Here is an 18421-nt window from a genome sequence, read left to right as displayed (position 1 = left end):
CGACCCTGTACCCCGTTGGGGCGACGTGTGCTCAGGCGGCGTCGCGTGAAAACCCTTGTCCTCTTCCGGAAAGACATTTACTCATGAGCTATGGTCCTCCGCCCCCCGGTAACCCCGGTCCGCCGCCCGGCGGTTACGGCACCGGCGGTTACGGCCCGCCCGCGGGCGGCTACGGGCCTCCCACCGGCGGCCAGCCCGGCTTCGGGGGTCCGCCCTCGGCCGAGCCGCCGAAGAACTACCTCATCCAGAACATCCTGGGCATCATCAGCTGCATCCCGCTGATCGGGATCATCGGCCTGATCTTCGCCCTCCAGGTGAACAGCAAGTGGACCGCCGGGGACTACGCCGGCGCCGAGTCCAACGCCAACACCGCCAAGATCCTCGGGATCATCGGTCTGGTGCTGTTCATCATCAACGTGGTCTTCTGGGTGGGCTACTTCATCTTCGTGGTCGTCCTCTTCGGGGCCGCGGGTACCGCCTCGTACAGCGGCTACTGATCGATCGCGTGTGATCGAGACCCGTTCGGCCCGGCCCATGGCCGGCCCGGACGAACCCTCCGTCTTCGCCCCCGGCACCGTCGGGGGCGAAGCCGTTTCCCGGGCCCGGGTACGCTGAGGCGCGTGCAGCCCCACGAGACGCCCCTCCCCGCCGAAGGCCCGGCCCCCGCCCCGCGGAGCCGCCTCTCCCAGCTGCTGGGGCGCGTCCACCCGGCCACCTGGCCGCTGAGCCTCGGCGCCGCGGGCCTGGTCGGCGTGGTCCTCCTCCACAGCGTGGACCCCAACCAGCCGGGCTTCTACCCCGGCTGCCCTTGGCTGGCGCTGACCGGCACCTTCTGCCCCGGCTGTGGTACCACCCGGGCCTTGGCCGCCCTCACCCACCTGGACGTCCTCGGCGCGCTGAGCATGAACCCCCTGCTCGTGGCCTTCCTGCCCTTCGCGCTGTACTCCTACCTCACCTGGCTGAGGAACAGCCTGTGGCCGCACCGCAGACGCCCCCGGACCCTGGTCCCCACCTGGGCCCTCTGGGGCATTCTGGCGGGCATCGTCACCTTCTGGATTCTGCGCAATCTGCCCTGGTTCTCCTTCCTCGCGCCCGGGGCCCCGCTCCTACCGTCCTGGTGATCCCCGAACTCCACGGCGTGGTGATCCGGGGTCGACGCCCCCCACGCCGCCGAGGGTGGATACGATGACCAACACACGGTGTGACGGCGGTGTGTCCGAGCCCGCCGAGCCGACCCGCGCCCGATCGCCGGAACGGCCACCGAGAAACGATCTTCACGAGGGAGCTGGAACTGGTGAGCGTGCTCGACGAGATCCTCGACGGAGTACGCGCTGACCTGGCCCAGCGGCAAGAGGAACTGCCGCTGGACAGCCTCAAGGCCAAGGCCGAGTCGGTGCCCGCCCCCCAGGACGCCGAGGCCGCCCTGCGCCGCCCCGGCGTCCACGTGATCGCCGAGGTCAAGCGCGCCAGCCCCTCCAAGGGCCCGCTCGCGACGATCGACGATCCGGCCGCGCTGGCCCGCGACTACGAGGCCGGCGGTGCCACCTGGATCAGCGTGCTGACCGAAGGCCGCCGCTTCAAAGGCAGCCTCGACGACCTGCGTGCGGTCCACGCCGCCGTCGACACGCCCTTGCTGCGCAAGGACTTCGTCGTCAGCTCCTACCAGCTGTGGGAGGCCCGCGTCTTCGGAGCCTCCGCCGTCCTGCTCATCGTCGCGGCCCTGTCCCAGGAGGCCCTGGTCTCCCTGGTCGAGCGGGCCCGCTCCCTCGGGCTGACCCCCCTGGTCGAGGTCCACGACGAGGAGGAGGTCGCCCGTGCCCTGGACGCCGGAGCCACCGTCATCGGCGTCAACGCGCGCAACCTCAAGACCCTCGAGGTCGACCGGGACACCTTCGCCCGGCTCGCCCCGCTCATCCCCGCGGACCGCGTCAGGATCGCCGAGTCCGGGGTACGAGGCCCGCACGACCTGTTGGCCTACGCCGGTGCCGGGGCGGGCGCCGTCCTGGTGGGCGAGAGCCTCGTCCGCGGACGCGACCCGCGCGAGGCCGTCGCCGACCTGGTGACCGCCGGAGCCCACCCCGCTCTGCGCGACCGGAACTAAAGGGAACCACCGACGATGGCGACGACGACGGAGTACGAGGGGCGCACCACGCTCCACCGTCGATGGCGATGGCTCTAGGGAGCCCGTAGGCGTACACGTCCGCGGGTTCCCGTCGCCGCGTTGACCCGAACCAATCGAGCCGCCGGACCCCGGCGGCGCACAGCCGGTCGGCGCGCGGCCTCCCCGCGGCGCGAACGTCGGCGGGGAACCACCGCGGTCGGCCTCCTTCCAGGAGAACTTCCCATGAGTCACGCTCAACCGGTGCCCGACGAGCTGGGGCACTACGGCCGCTTCGGTGGGCGTTTCGCCCCCGAGGCCCTCATCGCCGCCCTCGACGAGGTCGAGGCCGAATGGGCCAAGGCCAAGGAGGACCCGGTCTTCCAGGCCGAGTTCGACGACCTGCTCAAGAACTACGCCGGCCGTCCGAGCCTGCTCACCGAGGCCCGCAACTTCTCCGAGCACGCGGGCGGCGCCCGCATCCTCCTCAAGCGCGAGGACCTCAACCACACCGGCTCGCACAAGATCAACAACGTGCTGGGCCAGGCCCTGCTGACCAAGCGCATGGGCAAGACGCGCGTCATCGCCGAGACCGGTGCCGGCCAGCACGGCGTGGCCACCGCCACCGCCTGCGCGCTGCTCGGCCTGGAGTGCCGTATCTACATGGGCGAGGAGGACACCCGCCGTCAGGCCCTCAACGTCGCCCGCATGAGGATGCTCGGCGCCGAGGTCGTTCCGGTCACGATCGGCAGCCGCACGCTCAAGGACGCCATCAACGAGACCTTCCGGGACTGGGTCGCCAACGTCGACCGCACCCACTACCTCTTCGGCACCGCCGCCGGACCGCACCCCTTCCCCAAGCTGGTGCGCGACCTGCACTTCACCGTGGGCGCCGAGGCCCGCAGGCAGGCGCTGGAACTCACCGGCCGTCTCCCCGACGCCGTCACCGCCTGCGTGGGCGGAGGGTCGAACGCCATCGCGATCTTCGCCGCCTTCATCCCCGACGAGGAGGTGGCCCTGTACGGCTTCGAGGCCGGGGGAGAGGGCGCCGACACCGACCGCACCGCCGCCTCCATCACCGCGGGCAGCCCCGGGGTCTTCCACGGGGCCCGTACCTTCGTCCTCCAGGACGAGTACGGCCAGACCCTGCCCAGCCACTCCATCTCCGCCGGACTCGACTACCCGGCGGTGGGGCCCGAGCACGCCCACCTGGCCGCCACCGGCCGCGCCACCTACGAGCCCGTCACCGACGCCGAGGCGATGGAGGCCTTCCGGCTGTTGTGCCGGACCGAGGGCATCATCCCCGCCATCGAGAGCGCGCACGCCCTGGGCGGGGCGATCCGGCTGGGCCGCAGGCTCGGCCCGGACTCCATCATCCTGGTGAACCTCTCCGGACGCGGGGACAAGGACGTCAACACCGCCGCCGACTACTTCGGCCTCGTCGACTCGGAGGGACAGGCCTGATGCCGACCACCACATTGCAGACCAAGATGGCCGAGGCGCGCGCCGCCGGCCGGGCCGCCCTCGTCGGCTACCTCCCCGCGGGCTTCCCCGACGTGGAGTCCTCCATCCGCGTCGTCCAGGCCATGGTCGAGGGCGGCTGCGACGTCATCGAGGTCGGCCTGCCCTACTCCGACCCCATGATGGACGGCCCCACCATCCAGCGGGCTGCCGATATGGCGCTGAACTCCGGCACCACCACGGAGGACGTGTTCCGAGTGGTGGAGGCCACCGCCGCCACCGGTGCCGCGGCCCTGGTCATGTCCTACTGGAACCCGATCGAACGCTACGGCGTGGAGCGCTTCGCCACCGGCCTGGCCGACGCCGGCGGGGCCGGGGTCATCACCCCCGACCTCATCCCGGAGGAGGCCCGCGAGTGGTACGACGCCTCGGAGAAGGCCGGGCTCGACCGGATCTTCCTGGTGGCGCCCTCCTCCTCGGACCGGCGTCTGGCGCTGACCACCGAGGCCTGTAGCGGGTTCGTGTACGCGGCCTCGCTCATGGGCGTCACCGGTACCCGGGCCCAGGTCGCCGACACCGCCGAGACCCTGGTCCGGCGCACCCGCGAGGTCACCCGGGACTCGGAGTTGCCGATCTGCGTGGGGCTGGGCATCTCCACCGCGGCCCAGGCCGCCGAGGTCGCCGCCTACGCCGACGGGGTCATCGTCGGCGCCGGGTTCTGCCAGCGGATCCTGGACGCTCCGGACCTGGAGACCGGGCTGATCGCGGTCCGTTCCTTCGCCGAGGAGCTGGCCGGAGGCGTCCGCTCCCGCTGATCGCCTTCTGTTCCACCGTTCGCCCCTCGGGTCCCGCCCGAGGGGCGAATCGCGTTCGGGGGAGGAGAGTGACGGAGGCGTTCTCGGGCCGGTGGACCTCTTCGATCGCGGTTCGGGTTAAGAGGGTGAGAATCGGGTGAGAAGGGGTTGGGAAAACGGCCGGATCGGTCCCGAGAACGGCGTGTCGGTGATGTGATGGCGGTGCTCCGGGTCGCCGGGTGCCGCTCCGTCACCACGGGGTTCGAACCCAGTGTCACCCGTCCACTACAGCAAGTAGGATCTCTATCGACACGAAGAGCGACGGCCCGGGCGCCCGGCGCCACGCTCGCCGACGACCGACCCCTCTCCCGAAGGCCTCAGATGACGGACACACCAGACGACGCCGCCCCCCGTCCCCCCACACGCTGGGAGACCGTCCAACCCTGGATCAGCCTCGCCTGCCGCCTCGGCCTGGCCGCCGTCCTCATCACCGCGGCCGTCACCAAGTTCCCGCCGGCACTGTCGGTCCAGGCGGTGGAGGCCTACGACCTCTTCCCCCACGAGATCGCCCGGCTCATCGGCTACACCCTCCCCCTCTTCGAACTCGCGCTGGCCCTGCTGCTCCTGGCCGGCCTGGCCACCCGATACGTGGGCGCGGTCAGTGCGATCCTCATGGTCGTCTTCATCGCCGGAATCTTTTCCGCGATGGCCCGCGGCCTCAACATCGACTGCGGTTGCTTCGGCGGCGGCGGACAGGTCGAACCGGGGGAGACCACCTACGGGCTCTCCATCGCCCGCGACATCGTCTTCGCGGCGCTGGGCGCGTTCATCGCGATATGGCCCCGTTCACCCTTCGCCCTCGACCGGACCCTCGGGCTCTACAAGTGAGCCGGAGGCCACTCCACAGCACGGTCGATCACTTCAGCAACATCGGAAACAGGGGAAAGCATGGGCAGTGAAGCGCGCAAGCGCTCCCGAGAGAAACTCAGGGAACAGCGGGAGAGGGAGAAGCGCGCCGCCAAGCGCAACAAGACCCTTCTGGTCCTCGGCGGTGCCGCGCTCGTGGTCCTGCTCGTCGTCGGTGTCGGCTACGCCGTCCTCACCTACGGTCAGGGCGACGAGTACGACGGCCCGCTGGCCACCACCACCCTCCAGGACGACGGCAGCGTCGTCATGGCCGACGAGGGCGTGGAGGCCCCCGTCGTCGAGGTGTACGCCGACTACCAGTGCCCGGCCTGCCGCCAGTTCGAACTCCTCAACGGCGACCTCCTCAAGGAGCGTGCCGCCGAGGGCGAGGCCATCGTCCACTTCCGGCCGGTCAGCATCTTCGCCCAGCAGCCCGTCCCCATCAGCAGCAACTCGCTGCGGGCCGGGGCCGCCGCCCGCGCCGCCGCCGACCACGACCTCTTCGTCCAGTACAACGACCTGCTCTTCGAGAACCAGCCGACCGAGGGCCGTGAAGGCTTCGACGTCGACGAACTCAAGGGATGGTTCCGAGAGGCCGGCGGCGACGACACCCAGGGCGCCGAGTTCGACGAACGCCTCGACTCCGAGGCCGAGATCGTCACCGAGTTCACCGAGAAGTTCCTTCCCGCCCTGACCCAGGACGCCACCGAGCAGATCGGCGAGGAGACCCTGGGGACCATGGTCCTGGCCGACCTGCTCAAGTGGGGCGACGAGAACGGGCACGACTCCTCGTTCCTCGACGGGACCTACACGGGCGAGATCATCGACGCCACCGGAACGGCTTACACTCGCTACAGCGGAGACAACGCGTTCCGCGGCACACCTTCCGTCTACATCAACGGCGAACTGCTCGACAACAACAGCGCCATGACCGCACGCGGTCTGTCCGAGGCGATCGCCTCCGCGGGACCGGGCGAGGTCGAGACTCGACCGATGGGCGACGGGGGCGACGCGGACAACCCCTGACAAGAACCCCGCGCGCGGGGCGAACCCGAGAGCAGAGCATTGACATTGCCGTCGACAGCCTTCGAGGGCGCGATCGAGTACGGTCGCGCCCTCGCGGCCATTCCCAGCCCCGAGGTCAACGCGATCCCCATCGGGCCCCTGCAGATCCACTTCTACGCCCTGTGCATCCTGGCCGGCGTCATCGTCGCCGTCCTGTGGAGCGAGCGCAGGTGGAAGGCGATGGGGGGAGAGCCCGGCACCATCATGGACATGGCCGTCTGGGCCGTGATCCTCGGGCTGATCGGTGGACGCCTCTACCACGTCATCAGTGACGCCCAGCTCTACTTCGGGCCGGGCAAGGAGCCCATCCGCGCCTTCTACATCTGGGAGGGCGGACTCGGTATCTGGGGGGCCATCCCGCTCGGAGCCCTCGGCGTATGGCTGGTCGCGCGCAAACGCGGGCTGTCGATGTCCAAGCTCGCCTTCGCCATCGCCCCCACCATCCCGCTGGCCCAGGCCATCGGTCGCTGGGGCAACTACTTCAACCAGGAGCTGTTCGGCCGTCCCACCGACCTGCCCTGGGCCGTGGAGATCAACCTCACCCCCGAGGGCTACCTTCGCGCCGGCATGGAGCCCGGTGTGACCACGTACCACCCCACCTTCCTCTACGAATCCCTCTGGTGCCTGGGCCTGGCGATCCTCCTGGCCTACCTCGGCCGTCGCTTCGAGAGCTCCCTCCAGGGCGGGCGCCTCTTCGCCCTCTACGTCATGGGCTACTGCGTCGGCCGCTTCTGGATCGAGTACCTGCGCGTGGACCCGGCCAACGACTTCCTCGGCCTGCGTCTGAACAACTGGACCTCGATCGTCGTCTTCCTCGGCGCCCTGGCCTACTTCGTGTGGGCCGGTAGCCGCCTGGACCGTTTCTCCACCGCGGTGGTCCCGCACGGCCACGACGCGGGCACCCAGGTGTTCGGGGACACAGGTGCGCGTGACACCGACGACCAGGGCACCGTCTACAGCGCCGTGGACACCGACGATTCGGGGTTCGACCAGGTCACGGACGCTTCCAGTGGAGCCGGCACGGAATACCATCCGCGTCCCGAGCGATCTAGTAGCGAGGGCTCGGCGGAGGACGGTGCCGAAGGCGCCGGAGGCGACTCCGGGTCGAAGCCCGAGTAGATCGGGGACAGTGAACCCCGACGCGTCGGCCCGTGGCCGACCGCGTCCAAGGGAGTTCTCCCCACCAGTCGAGCAGACCACGGGTTGACGATTGAGAAAGACCGTGAGCAGAGCCGAGTCCGGTTACGGACGCAAGGGACGGCGTGGCGGAACCCGTCACGCCTCCGGCACCCACACCGGAGACCACGTCGAAGAGCACGACTACGAGCGTGAGGACGACGGATACGACGAGGGCTACGACCCCGAGGAGGACTTCTCCGAGGAGTACGGCCACACCCACACCCGCGACGCCGAGGACGACGCCGCGGAGTACCACGACGACGAGCCGGAGCAGGACGCCGAGGCGGAACGTCCGGGTCGTCGCGGTGGGCGACGGAAGAACAAGGGCAAGGGCAAGGACAAGCGCGGTGTCGACCGTGTCTCCGCCTTCTCCGCGTCCGCGATCAAGAAGGTCTCGGTCCTGGGCGACCGGCCCAACCAGATCGTGTACACCCTCGCCGAGCAGAGCAAGCGCAAGCGCGGCACCGCCGTGCTCGGAGTGCTCCTGGGAGCCTTCAGCCTCGCTCTGGTCGCCCTCCTGGGCCTGTTGAGCTTCCAGCTGGTCACCGGAGGCGGAGGAAGCTCGGCCGGGGGCGAGGACTCCATCGTGGCCCCGCCCGAGGGACACAGCACCCTCACCCCGGAGCTGTACCTCTTCCAGCCCGACGACCCCGAGGTGTTCGGGGCCATCGACGAGCGTCCCGCCGACGCGGAACCGATGACCGACGACTCGGTGTTCGGCTCCGTCGACGAGCTCGAGCTCGGGGACATGAAGCTGGACCTGAGGGCCTCCGAGGTCACCGACTCCTGCACCTCTCTGGTGTGGGGCGAGGAGCTCGGTCAGAGTCTCCTGGACGGCGGCTGCGTCAACGCGGCCTCGGGCGTCTACACCGACTCCAAGGAGGACTACGTCGCGCAGGTGACCCTGTTCGACCTCTCCGACAGCGAGAGCGCCACCGAGGTGGCCGCGGCGATGGACCCGACCAATGCCGAGACCGGCCCCGGCTTCCTCCTCACCCGTGAGGACGAGGGGATCCCCGGACTCCAGGACGGCTACAGCCAGGCCTCCACCCAGGTCATGGGCCACTACCTGGCCGTGTTCTGGTCGGGACGCGTCGACGGGGAGCCGCCCGGTAAGGACACGGACATGGCGACCCTGAACGTGGCCTCCATGAACGCCTTCTCGTTCGTCTACGACGAGGTCGTCGCGAACCGTCCCGACGGTGAGTGACGACGGAGACGGTGGATCTGTTCGGCCCTGTCGGGCGCCCCGATAGGATCTCGGACAGATCGACCCGTCCCCGCCAGGGTCGTACCGGGGGAGGATCCATCCCCCCGAATCCCGAGCGCAAGCGGGCCGGTCACCTCGGTGACCGGCCCGAACCCACGGAAAGGTCCTTTGGGTGTCCCCTTCTGAACCATCGACGCCCGGCCGGCCGGGCCGCCGGAGGAAGAACAGCGAGCCCGACGAGTCCCGGACCTCGACGGCCCCCTCCGCCGAGGGCGGGCGCCGCCGGGGCGGTGGCCGACGCAAGAAGGAGGCCGGACGTCCGGGCCGGACCCTGATCATCGTCGTCGTGGCGCTGGTCGTGGTGCTCGCCGTCCTCGGTACCTTCCTGTTCCTCAGGTTCACGGGGGACGAGGGAGAGGACGCGGCCGCCCAGCAGACGCGCCCGGTCGTCTACAAGATCCGGGACGCCGGCAGCATGAACGAGGTGCTCGCCTCCCGCGAGGTGGACTCGCGCCCCCTGAACGAGGGCGAGCTGTTCGAACGCCGCAACGCCGAGATCTCCAGCCAGAGCATCGACTTCACCCTGCGGGACTCGGACCTGACCGAGGACTGCTCCGCCGCCGTCTGGGGTCAGGAGGTCACCGACGCGTTGGCGGCGGCCGACTGCTCCCAGGTCGGACGCGCCACCTACGTCGCGGACGGTTACTTCGGTGTGGCCGCCGTGTTCAACCTGGCCGACGTCGAGGGCAGCCGTGCCGTCGCCGACGCCATGGAGGCGCCCGAACCCGAGGACGACGAGTCCGCCGAGGAGGTCGTCGACCCCGGTTTCCTCCTCGCCCCCTCCGGCAGTGACCCCTTCGACCGTCTGGGCTCCGGATACAGCGCGGCCGACGCCATCGTCAGCGGTCACTACCTGGTCGTGGTCTGGGTTCAGCCGACCGATTCCGAATCGGTGGAGGAACGCGTCACCCTCTCCACCCCGCTGGTGGCCCTGGCCAACTTCCGAGAGCCCCTCTTCCGTCGCCTGGTCGAGTACAGCGACGGTGACGAGGGCGGCGAGACCGGTACCGGCGAGCCCGACACGACCGGTGAGGGCGTCCCCGCCGAACCCGGTACCGAGGGCACGGGGGAGACCGGTACCGGAGAGGCGGGCGTCCCCGTCGAGCCCGGTACCGAAGAGGTCCCTCAGGAACAGGTTCCGGTGGAGCCCGGCCAGTAGGGGAACACCACAGGACACACCGCGGGCCCGGAGGGAACCCCCTCCGGGCCCGCGGTGTCGTCGGACCGGGGCTCAGGCGCCCTGCGACTCCTCCACCCGGGCCACCAGCTCCGAGGCCAACACCCGCAACTCCGAGAAACGATGCTCGGGCAGGTCCAACAGGCTGTGCCCGGGCAGCCACGCCGGAGCCGACGCCACCGTCTGCCGGGCCGTGCGCTTATTGGTCGGGCGGCCCCGCCAGGAGGCCACCTCCACCAGACCGGTCCGCAACGTCGTGGTGAGCGTGCCGTGGGCCCGCCCCTGCACATGGGCCAGGAGGCGACCCGTGCTCCCACCCGGATCCGGGTTGCGCGTCAACCGGATCGCGGTCAGATCGGGGGCTCCGAAACCGCGCAGGAACCGCACCCGCGCGCCCGGCTCCACCATCGCCCGGAAGGCCTTCTGACCGGCCTCGTCACGTACCCAGGTCGAGGCCGAGGGCACCAGCACGTACACGGTGTCGCTCGTCGAGGCCAACGCCACCCGGGGCGCCGACCGATCCCAACCACCGGTGAGATCGACCACCGCGCACGTCCCCGCCGCGGTCGGCGAGTCCATCCAGGTGGACAGCCGCACCCGCACCTCACGACGGACCTCGCGCGGCCAGTCGCCGACCAGGGCCGGGGCGTCGGAACCCTCCACGTCCTCCTCGGCCACCCGTTCCAGCACCGCGGCGGCCCGCTCGGCGTCCAAACGCCCCCGCGCCTCCTTGGCGTTGGAGCCCTGGCTGTAGACCCGCGCGCTGTCGCCACCGGAGGAGGGCGAGGGCTTCGCCAACGGCCGCAGCACGTACAGGTCGCTGGCGGCGCCGATCGACTCCGCCCCCAGGTACCGGTTGAAGTCCGGCCACACGGCCTCCATCAACAGACCCGACCGCACCAGCCGGGCCTGAGTGGCCGCCGCGAGCTTCGGAGTGGCCTCACTGGCCCCGTAGGCCACGAGCACACGACCCCGCTTGGGGTCGGCCAGGCCCTCCACCCCGCGTCGCACGAACAACTCCACCCCCTCCGGGGTGTAGGGCGGGTCGGTGAAGACCACGTCGGCCTGTTCGCGCAGGCTCGAAGGCAACCCCAGACGCAGGTCGGCGCTGTGCGTGCGCACCGGCAGCCCGAGCCGCTCGGCCACCGCGTCGATGTGCGCCAACACCCGCTCGTCCAGGTCCACGACCAGCACACGGACCCCAGGCCGGACCAGAGGCAGGGCCAGGGAGGTCAGGTCGTGGTCGCCCACGCACAACAGCGTCCGTCGACGCAGATCGAAACGGGTGTCCAGGAAGAGCGCGCGACGCAACGCCGTCTCCGCCGTCGCCGACACGTGGTCCAGATCCAGGTCCGATGCCGGGCCCTCGGCGACCGCCCGCACCAGTTCGGAGGCGGCCCTGGGATGATCGGACAACAGATGGGCCACGGGATCGGCCAGCGAGGGGGCCGAGGCACCGCGATAGTGCTCGGGCCGCACCAACCGGAACCGGTCTCCGTCCCGAGTCACCTCACCGGCCTCGTCCAACGCCTTGAGCAGCGAGTTCACCACGGAATGGGCCACACCGCCGGCCCGCACCAGATCGTTCGCGCTCCACCAACGTCCGTCGGAGAGCAACGCCAGGATCTGCCGAGGGCGTGGCGCGTCCACACCGTGCTCGCGCAGGAACCTCTCGGCCGCCGCGGGCAGAGGAGGGTCCGCGTCGCCGCGAAGGGACGTCGCGAGATCCGGGACCGGTGAGCCCGGTCCACGGGTGGGATCGTTCGAGGCCCCGGAATCCGGGCCGGGGGAAGTCGGGTGTCCTGCCATCTGGCGATCCTCCCACGGCACACGCACGTGTGCGGCGACACGGGCCGGGACAGGTACGTCACCGATGAGGGGGACATCACTCCCGAAGCGTCCCCACACCCCGCCCCGAAGCCCACCACACCCTCGTGACCAGCACGAACTTCACCATGGAACCTCCCCGAAGGGAGGTGAAACGGACACCACCCGAGGGTGATGTCTTGACATGGAGAGGTTTGGTGAAGTTTCCTCGTGGAAACATTCGCTGAGCCGGATCCCTCGGGAACGACCCCGAGAGGAACACGCGTCGCCTCGCATCGGGCGGACGCGAACGGGACCGGAGAGAGCGCACCGCGGCGCCGTCACCGACCCGTTCGACACAGCGTGCCGCCCACGTCGAACGGTGGCGGAGGCCCGAACCACGGGCACCCCGACCACCGCCGACCCTCCGAGGCGCGCACCCTTCCGGCATCGGGAACACACCCGCCCCGGCGGGAGCGTCCCGGCGAGAGCACAACAGAATCACGCACGCAGCAGGGCCAACGTCGTCCCGAACGCGCTTTTCACAAAAGCCCACTTCATGACGACAGGAGGACCGATGCCCGCTGAACACGTGCGACGTTCGTCCGCCCGAGCGAACACCGGACCGTCCCCCCAGGGCCTCTACGACCCCGCCCACGAGCACGACGCCTGTGGACTCGGCTTCGTCGCCGACCTCACCGGGCGCCGCACCCACGACACCGTGAGCAAGGCCCTCACCGTCCTGCGCAACCTCGACCACCGGGGCGCCTCCGGAGCCGACCCCGACGACGGCGACGGCGCGGGCATCCTCACCCAGATCCCGCACGAGCTCTACAGCGAGGTCTGCGACTTCGAACTCCCCGAGGCCGGCGCCTACGCCACCGGTATCGGATTCCTCCCCGTCGACGCCGCCGAACGCGCCTCGGTCGTCGCCGAGATCGACGCCATCGTCGCCGACGAGGGACTGACCCTGCTCGGCTGGCGCGAGGTCCCCTTCGAGCCCCGCTACAGCGGGCCCGCCGCCCGCGAGTCCATGCCCTACTTCGGGCAGATCTTCGTCACCGGACGCGAGGGCACCCCCACCGAAGGCCTCACCGGCATCGACCTCGAACGCCACACCTACTGCGTCCGCAAGCGCGCCGAACACGAGACCGGCGCCTACTTCCCGAGCCTGTCCCCGCGCACCATCGCCTACAAGGGCATGCTCACCACGCCCCAGCTCGAACCGTTCTTCCCCGACCTGTCCGACCGGCGCTACACCTCCGGCCTGGCCCTGGTCCACTCCCGGTTCTCCACCAACACGTTCCCCTCCTGGCCGCTCGCCCACCCGTTCCGCTACGTCGCGCACAACGGGGAGATCAACACGGTCAAGGGCAACCGGAACATGATGCGGTCCCGCGAGGCCGGACTCGCCACCGATCTCATCCCCGGCGACCTGGAGCGGATCCTGCCCATCGTCGACCCCGACGACTCCGACACCGCCTCCTTCGACGACGTCCTGGAACTCCTCCACCTGGGCGGACGCGGCCTGCCGCACGCCGTCCTCATGATGATCCCCGAGCCCTGGGAGAACCACACCACGATGGACCCGGCCGTCCGGGCCTTCTACGAGTACCACTCCACCCTCATGGAGCCCTGGGACGGCCCCGCCTCGGTGTCCTTCACCGACGGCACCATCGTCGGCTCCGTCCTGGACCGCAACGGACTGCGCCCCGGCCGCTACTGGGTCACCGAGGACGGCCTCGTCGTCCTGGCCTCCGAGGCCGGCGTCCTCGACCTGGACCCCGCCACCATCGTCCGCAAGGGCCGGCTCCAGCCCGGCCGCATCTTCGTCGTCGACACCGCCCAAGGGCGCATCATCGAGGACGAGGAGATCAAGGCCGAGCTCGCCGCCGAACACCCCTACCGGGAGTGGGTCGAGAACGGCATCGTCCACCTCGACGACCTCCCCGAGGCCGACCCCGCCCCGGTCACCGAACCCGACCGCGCCCGGCAGGTGTTCGGCTACACCGAGGAGGAGCTCCGCGTCATCCTCACCCCGATGGCCCGCACCGGCGCCGAACCCATCGGATCCATGGGCACCGACACCCCCGTCGCCGCCCTCTCCACCCGACCGCGCCTGCTCTTCGACTACTTCTCGCAGAACTTCGCACAGGTCACCAACCCGCCGCTGGACGCCATCCGCGAGGAGATGGTCACCAGCCTCACCACCCTCCTCGGCGCGGAGAGCAACCTCCTGCACCGTGGACCGAACCCCGAGGCCGCCCGCCGTCTCGCGCTGCCCACCCCCGTCGTCGACCAGAGCGACCTCGCCGCCATCGTCGCCGCCGGAGAGACCGACCCGGCGCTGCGCACCCACACCATCGACGGCACCTACCCCGTCGACGGAGGCGGCGACGCCCTGAACGCCCGCCTCGACCGGATCGAGACCGAGGTCTCCGAGGCCATCGCCGCCGGCGCCCGCATCCTCGTCCTCAGCGACCGGAACGCCGACGCCGACCGGGCCCCGATCCCCTCGCTCCTGCTGACCGGGGCCGTGCACCACCACCTCGTCCGCGAGAAGACCCGCACCGAGGTCGGTCTCCTCGTCGAGGCCGGCGACGTCCGCGAGTGCCACCACGTGGCACTCCTCATCGGTTACGGCGCCTCCGCCGTCAACCCCTACCTGGCGCTGGAGACCGTCCGCGACCTGGTCCGACGCGGCACCCTCGGCGACATCGACGCCGACACCGCCGCCCGCAACACCCTCAAGGCCTACGCCAAGGGCGTCCTCAAGATCATGTCCAAGATCGGCGTCTCCACGGTCGGCTCCTACACCGGCGCCCAGATCTTCGAGGCCCTCGGCCTGGGCCAGGACGTCATCGACCGCTGCTTCACCGGCACCACCTCCCGACTCGGCGGTGTCGGCCTCGACGTCCTCGCCGAGGAGGTCGCCCTCCGCCACCGCCACGCCCACACCGCCACCCCGGCCGCCCACCGGCGCCTGGAGGTCGGCGGCGAGTACCAGTGGCGCCGCGAGGGCGAACCGCACCTGTTCGACCCCGAGACCGTCTTCAAGCTCCAGCACTCCACCCGGGTCCGCAAGTACGAGATCTTCAAGGAGTACACGAGCAAGGTCGACGACCAGGCCGAACGGCTCATGACCCTCCGCGGACTCTTCCGCCTCAAGGAGGGCGTGCGCGAACCCGTGCCGATCGACGAGGTCGAACCCGTCTCCGCCATCGTCAAGCGCTTCTCCACCGGGGCCATGTCCTACGGCTCCATCTCCGCCGAGGCCCACGAGACCCTCGCCATCGCGATGAACCGCCTCGGCGGCAAGTCCAACACCGGAGAGGGCGGCGAGGACCCGGCCCGCTTCACCCCCGACGCCAACGGCGACCTGCGCCGCAGCGCCATCAAGCAGGTCGCCTCCGGACGCTTCGGTGTCACCTCGCACTACCTCGGCAACGCCGACGACATCCAGATCAAGATGGCCCAGGGCGCCAAGCCCGGCGAAGGCGGCCAGCTCCCCGGCCACAAGGTCTACCCGTGGGTCGCCGACACCCGGCACTCCACCCCCGGCGTCGGCCTCATCTCGCCGCCGCCCCACCACGACATCTACTCCATCGAGGACCTCGCCCAGCTCATCCACGACCTCAAGAACGCCAACCCCTCCGCGCGCGTCCACGTCAAGCTGGTCTCCGAGGCCGGCGTGGGCACCGTCGCCACCGGGGTGTCCAAGGCGCACGCCGACGTCGTCCTCATCTCCGGACACGACGGCGGCACCGGCGCCTCACCGCTGACCTCGCTCAAGCACGCCGGCACCCCCTGGGAGCTCGGCCTCGCCGAGACCCAGCAGACCCTCCTGCTCAACGGCCTGCGCGACCGTATCGTCGTCCAGGCCGACGGCCAGATGAAGACCGGACGCGACGTCGTCGTCGCGGCCCTCCTCGGCGCCGAGGAGTACGGCTTCGCCACCGCGCCCCTCGTCGTCTCCGGCTGTGTGATGATGCGCGTCTGCCACCTCGACACCTGCCCCGTCGGCGTCGCCACCCAGAACCCCCTCCTGCGGGAACGGTTCTCCGGCAAGGCCGAGTACATCGTCAACTTCTTCGAGTTCATCGCCCAAGAGGTCCGCGAGTACCTGGCCGCGCTCGGCTTCCGCAGCCTGGACGAGGCCATCGGCTCCGTCGACCTGCTCGACACCACCGACGCCGTCGACCACTGGAAGGCCCAGGGCCTGGACCTGTCGCCGATCCTCCACGAGGTCGAGCCTCTCACCGGAGACCACCGCTCCCACCGTCGTAAGCAGGACCACGGCCTCGACAAGGCCCTGGACAACACCCTCGTCCAGCTCAGCGAAGGGGCCCTCGACTTCGGCCGACCCGTCGTGCTCGAACTGCCCGTCCGCAACGTCAACCGCACCGTCGGCACCATGCTCGGATACGAGGTCACCCGACGCCACGGGGCCCGAGGCCTGCCCACCGACACCATCGACGTCACCTTCACCGGAACCGCCGGTCAGTCCTTCGGCGCCTTCGTGCCCAAGGGCATCACCCTGCGACTCCGGGGAGACGCCAACGACTACGTCGGCAAGGGCCTGTCCGGAGGCCGGATCATCGTCCGCCCCCACACCGACAGCGCCCTCGTCGCCGAAGAGCACATCATCGCCGGAAACGTCATCGGCTATGGAGCCACCTCCGGAGAGATCCTCCTCCGCGGTGTCGTCGGCGAACGCTTCTGCGTCCGCAACTCCGGCGCCACCGCCGTCGTCGAGGGCATCGGCGACCACGGCTGCGAATACATGACCGGAGGCCGCGCCGTCATCCTCGGCCGCACCGGACGCAACCTCGCCGCCGGCATGTCCGGAGGCATCGCCTACGTCCTCGACCTGAACCCCGAGAACGTCAACGGCGACATGGTCGAGATCGAGGAGACCACCGAAGAGGACCGGACCTTCCTCACCGACATCCTCGAACGCCACCACGCCGAGACCGGCTCCGCCGTCGCCGAACGCCTCCTGGCCCAGGGCGACCGCGGTCTGGACCGCATCGCCAAGATCATGCCGCGCGACTACAAGAGGGTCCTCCTCGCCAGGGCCGAGGCCGAACGAGAAGGCCGCGACGTCGACGAGGCCGTCATGGCCTCCGCGCAGTCCTGAGCCCCACAACCGAAAGGAGGAAGAACATGGCCGACCCCAAGGGTTTCCTGAAGATCACCGAGCGGGAGCTCCCCGCCCACCGACCCGTCGACGTGCGCATCCAGGACTGGCGCGAGGTCCAAGAGGACCTCGACCGGGGGACCGTCACCCGACAGGCCTCCCGCTGCATGGACTGCGGCATCCCCTTCTGCCACAACGGCTGCCCCCTGGGCAACCTCATCCCCGAGTGGAACCACCTCGTCCACACCCACGACTGGGCCGAGGCGATCGAACGACTCCACGCCACCAACAACTTCCCCGAGTTCACCGGCCGACTGTGCCCCGCGCCCTGCGAATCCGCCTGCGTGCTCGGCATCTCACAGCCCGCCGTCACCATCAAGAACGTCGAGGTCTCCATCATCGACCGCGCCTGGGAGGAGGGCTGGGTCCGACCCCTGCCCCCCACCCGACGCACCGGTAGGAAGGTCGCCGTCGTCGGCTCCGGGCCCGCCGGACTCGCCGCCGCCCAGCAGCTCACCCGCGCCGGCCACGACGTCACCGTCTACGAACGCGCCGACCGCGCCGGAGGCCTCCTCCGCTACGGCATCCCCGAGTTCAAGATGGAGAAGCGACACGTCGACCGCCGCCTCGCCCAGATGACCGCCGAGGGCACCACCTTCCGCACCGGGGTCGACGTCGGCGTCGACATCACCGCCGAACGGCTCAGGGCGGACCACGACGCCGTCGTCCTCACCGGCGGCGCCACCCGGTGGCGGGACCTGCCCGCCACCGGCCGCGAACTCGACGGTATCCACCAGGCCATGGAGTACCTGCCCCTGGCCAACAGGGTCCAGGAGGGCGACCTCGAACAGGCCCCCATCGACGCGCGCGGAAAGCACGTCGTCGTCATCGGAGGCGGCGACACCGGCGCCGACTGCGTCGGCACCGCCCACCGGCAGGGGGCCGCCTCGGTCACCCAGCTGGAGATCATGCCCAAGCCGCCCACCAAGCGCCCCGACCACCAGCCCTGGCCCACCATGCCGATGCTGTACAAGGTCACCAGCGCCCACGAGGAGGGCGGCCGCCGGATCTACTCCGTCAACACCCTGGAGTTCCTGGGCGACGAACGCGGCCACGTCCGCGCCCTCAAGCTCGTCGACGTCGAACGCGGCCCGAACGGCTTCGAACCCGTCGAGGGCAGCGAACGCGAGATCCCCGCCGACCTCGTCACCCTCGCCATGGGCTTCGTCGGCCCCGAGAAGGAGGGCCTGCTCGACGAGCTCGGCGTCGAACTCGACGGCCGCGGCAACGTCGTCCGCGACGCCGAATACCGCACCAGCGTCGACGGCGTCTTCTGCGCCGGGGACATGGGACGGGGCCAGTCGCTCATCGTCTGGGCCATCGCCGAGGGCCGCTCCGCCGCGGCCGCCGTCGACCGGGCGCTCGGCGGGGGCGGCGACCTGCCCACCGCCATCCCGCCCACCGCCCGCCCTCTGGTCTAGGGGCAGGTCGAGCGGGGGAGGGGCCGGGTTCGTCTCGGCCCCTC

The 18421-nt window shown here is 70.4% G+C and carries 13 protein-coding genes; 12 read left to right on the top strand and 1 reads right to left on the bottom strand.

All coding sequences use genetic code 11. The features are described 5' to 3' along the window. Positions 1 to 83: 83 nt before the first annotated feature. The 10 genes from TR33_RS01495 (at position 84) to TR33_RS01450 (ending at position 9932) form a co-directional block, all read left to right on the top strand. On the top strand, positions 84 to 497 hold the full coding sequence (locus TR33_RS01495; RefSeq protein ID WP_042280977.1) for a CD225/dispanin family protein: 414 nt from the start codon (positions 84 to 86) through the stop codon (positions 495 to 497). Between the two features lie 123 nt (positions 498 to 620). Beyond that, complete coding sequence (locus TR33_RS01490; protein WP_042280975.1) at positions 621 to 1121, top strand: DUF2752 domain-containing protein; 501 nt, start codon at positions 621 to 623, stop codon at positions 1119 to 1121. A gap of 173 nt (positions 1122 to 1294) precedes the next feature. Further along, positions 1295 to 2101: an indole-3-glycerol phosphate synthase TrpC gene (trpC, locus tag TR33_RS01485; RefSeq protein ID WP_014909911.1), complete on the top strand. Its 807-nt coding sequence runs from the start codon at positions 1295 to 1297 to the stop codon at positions 2099 to 2101. 243 nt (positions 2102 to 2344) lie between these two features. Beyond that, the gene (gene trpB, locus TR33_RS01480; protein ID WP_026124914.1) at positions 2345 to 3562 is read left to right on the top strand and encodes a tryptophan synthase subunit beta; all 1218 of its coding nucleotides are present in this window, start codon (positions 2345 to 2347) and stop codon (positions 3560 to 3562) included. Next, entirely contained in the window at positions 3562 to 4374 is an 813-nt protein-coding gene (gene trpA, locus TR33_RS01475; RefSeq protein ID WP_041561919.1) for a tryptophan synthase subunit alpha, read from the top strand. Before trpB ends, trpA begins: the two co-directional genes overlap by 1 nt. Before the next feature lie 360 nt (positions 4375 to 4734). Beyond that, positions 4735 to 5241: a MauE/DoxX family redox-associated membrane protein gene (locus TR33_RS01470; RefSeq protein WP_026124913.1), complete on the top strand. Its 507-nt coding sequence runs from the start codon at positions 4735 to 4737 to the stop codon at positions 5239 to 5241. Positions 5242 to 5301: 60 nt separating this feature from the next. Continuing rightward, positions 5302 to 6285 (top strand): DsbA family protein, encoded by a 984-nt coding sequence (locus TR33_RS01465; protein ID WP_042280972.1) that lies wholly within the window; start codon positions 5302 to 5304, stop codon positions 6283 to 6285. A 45-nt stretch (positions 6286 to 6330) separates the two neighbouring features. Further along, positions 6331 to 7443: a prolipoprotein diacylglyceryl transferase gene (gene lgt, locus TR33_RS01460; protein ID WP_017534057.1), complete on the top strand. Its 1113-nt coding sequence runs from the start codon at positions 6331 to 6333 to the stop codon at positions 7441 to 7443. 103 nt (positions 7444 to 7546) lie between these two features. After that, entirely contained in the window at positions 7547 to 8713 is a 1167-nt protein-coding gene (locus tag TR33_RS01455; RefSeq protein WP_017534056.1) for a hypothetical protein, read from the top strand. A 172-nt stretch (positions 8714 to 8885) separates the two neighbouring features. Further along, a complete protein-coding gene (locus TR33_RS01450; protein WP_017534055.1) occupies positions 8886 to 9932 on the top strand; it encodes a hypothetical protein in 1047 nt (348 codons plus the stop codon). A 72-nt stretch (positions 9933 to 10004) separates the two neighbouring features. Here TR33_RS01450 and TR33_RS01445 read toward each other — a convergent pair whose 3' ends face one another. Beyond that, the gene (locus tag TR33_RS01445; protein WP_042280970.1) at positions 10005 to 11759 is read right to left on the bottom strand and encodes a bis-aminopropyl spermidine synthase family protein; all 1755 of its coding nucleotides are present in this window, start codon (positions 11757 to 11759) and stop codon (positions 10005 to 10007) included. Between the two features lie 574 nt (positions 11760 to 12333). Between TR33_RS01445 and gltB the strand changes: the two genes are divergently transcribed. Next, complete coding sequence (gene gltB, locus TR33_RS01440; RefSeq protein WP_042280967.1) at positions 12334 to 16896, top strand: glutamate synthase large subunit; 4563 nt, start codon at positions 12334 to 12336, stop codon at positions 16894 to 16896. 26 nt (positions 16897 to 16922) lie between these two features. Beyond that, a complete protein-coding gene (locus TR33_RS01435) occupies positions 16923 to 18377 on the top strand; it encodes a glutamate synthase subunit beta (RefSeq protein WP_017534053.1) in 1455 nt (484 codons plus the stop codon). The last annotated feature ends 44 nt before the right edge of the window (positions 18378 to 18421 follow it).

Source organism: Nocardiopsis alba (assembly GCF_000710955.1).
GTDB classification, from domain to species: domain Bacteria; phylum Actinomycetota; class Actinomycetes; order Streptosporangiales; family Streptosporangiaceae; genus Nocardiopsis; species Nocardiopsis alba.
This window is presented reverse-complemented; position numbering and strand designations above follow the sequence as displayed.

Coding starts and splice junctions, on each gene's coding strand:
- TR33_RS01495 (WP_042280977.1), top strand. CDS start 84: ATGAGCTATGGTCCTCCGCCCCCCGGTAACCCCGGTCCGCCGCCCGGC.
- trpB (WP_026124914.1), top strand. CDS start 2,345: ATGAGTCACGCTCAACCGGTGCCCGACGAGCTGGGGCACTACGGCCGC.
- trpA (WP_041561919.1), top strand. CDS start 3,562: ATGCCGACCACCACATTGCAGACCAAGATGGCCGAGGCGCGCGCCGCC.
- TR33_RS01470 (WP_026124913.1), top strand. CDS start 4,735: ATGACGGACACACCAGACGACGCCGCCCCCCGTCCCCCCACACGCTGG.
- TR33_RS01465 (WP_042280972.1), top strand. CDS start 5,302: ATGGGCAGTGAAGCGCGCAAGCGCTCCCGAGAGAAACTCAGGGAACAG.
- TR33_RS01445 (WP_042280970.1), bottom strand. CDS start 11,759: ATGGCAGGACACCCGACTTCCCCCGGCCCGGATTCCGGGGCCTCGAAC.
- gltB (WP_042280967.1), top strand. CDS start 12,334: ATGCCCGCTGAACACGTGCGACGTTCGTCCGCCCGAGCGAACACCGGA.
- TR33_RS01435 (WP_017534053.1), top strand. CDS start 16,923: ATGGCCGACCCCAAGGGTTTCCTGAAGATCACCGAGCGGGAGCTCCCC.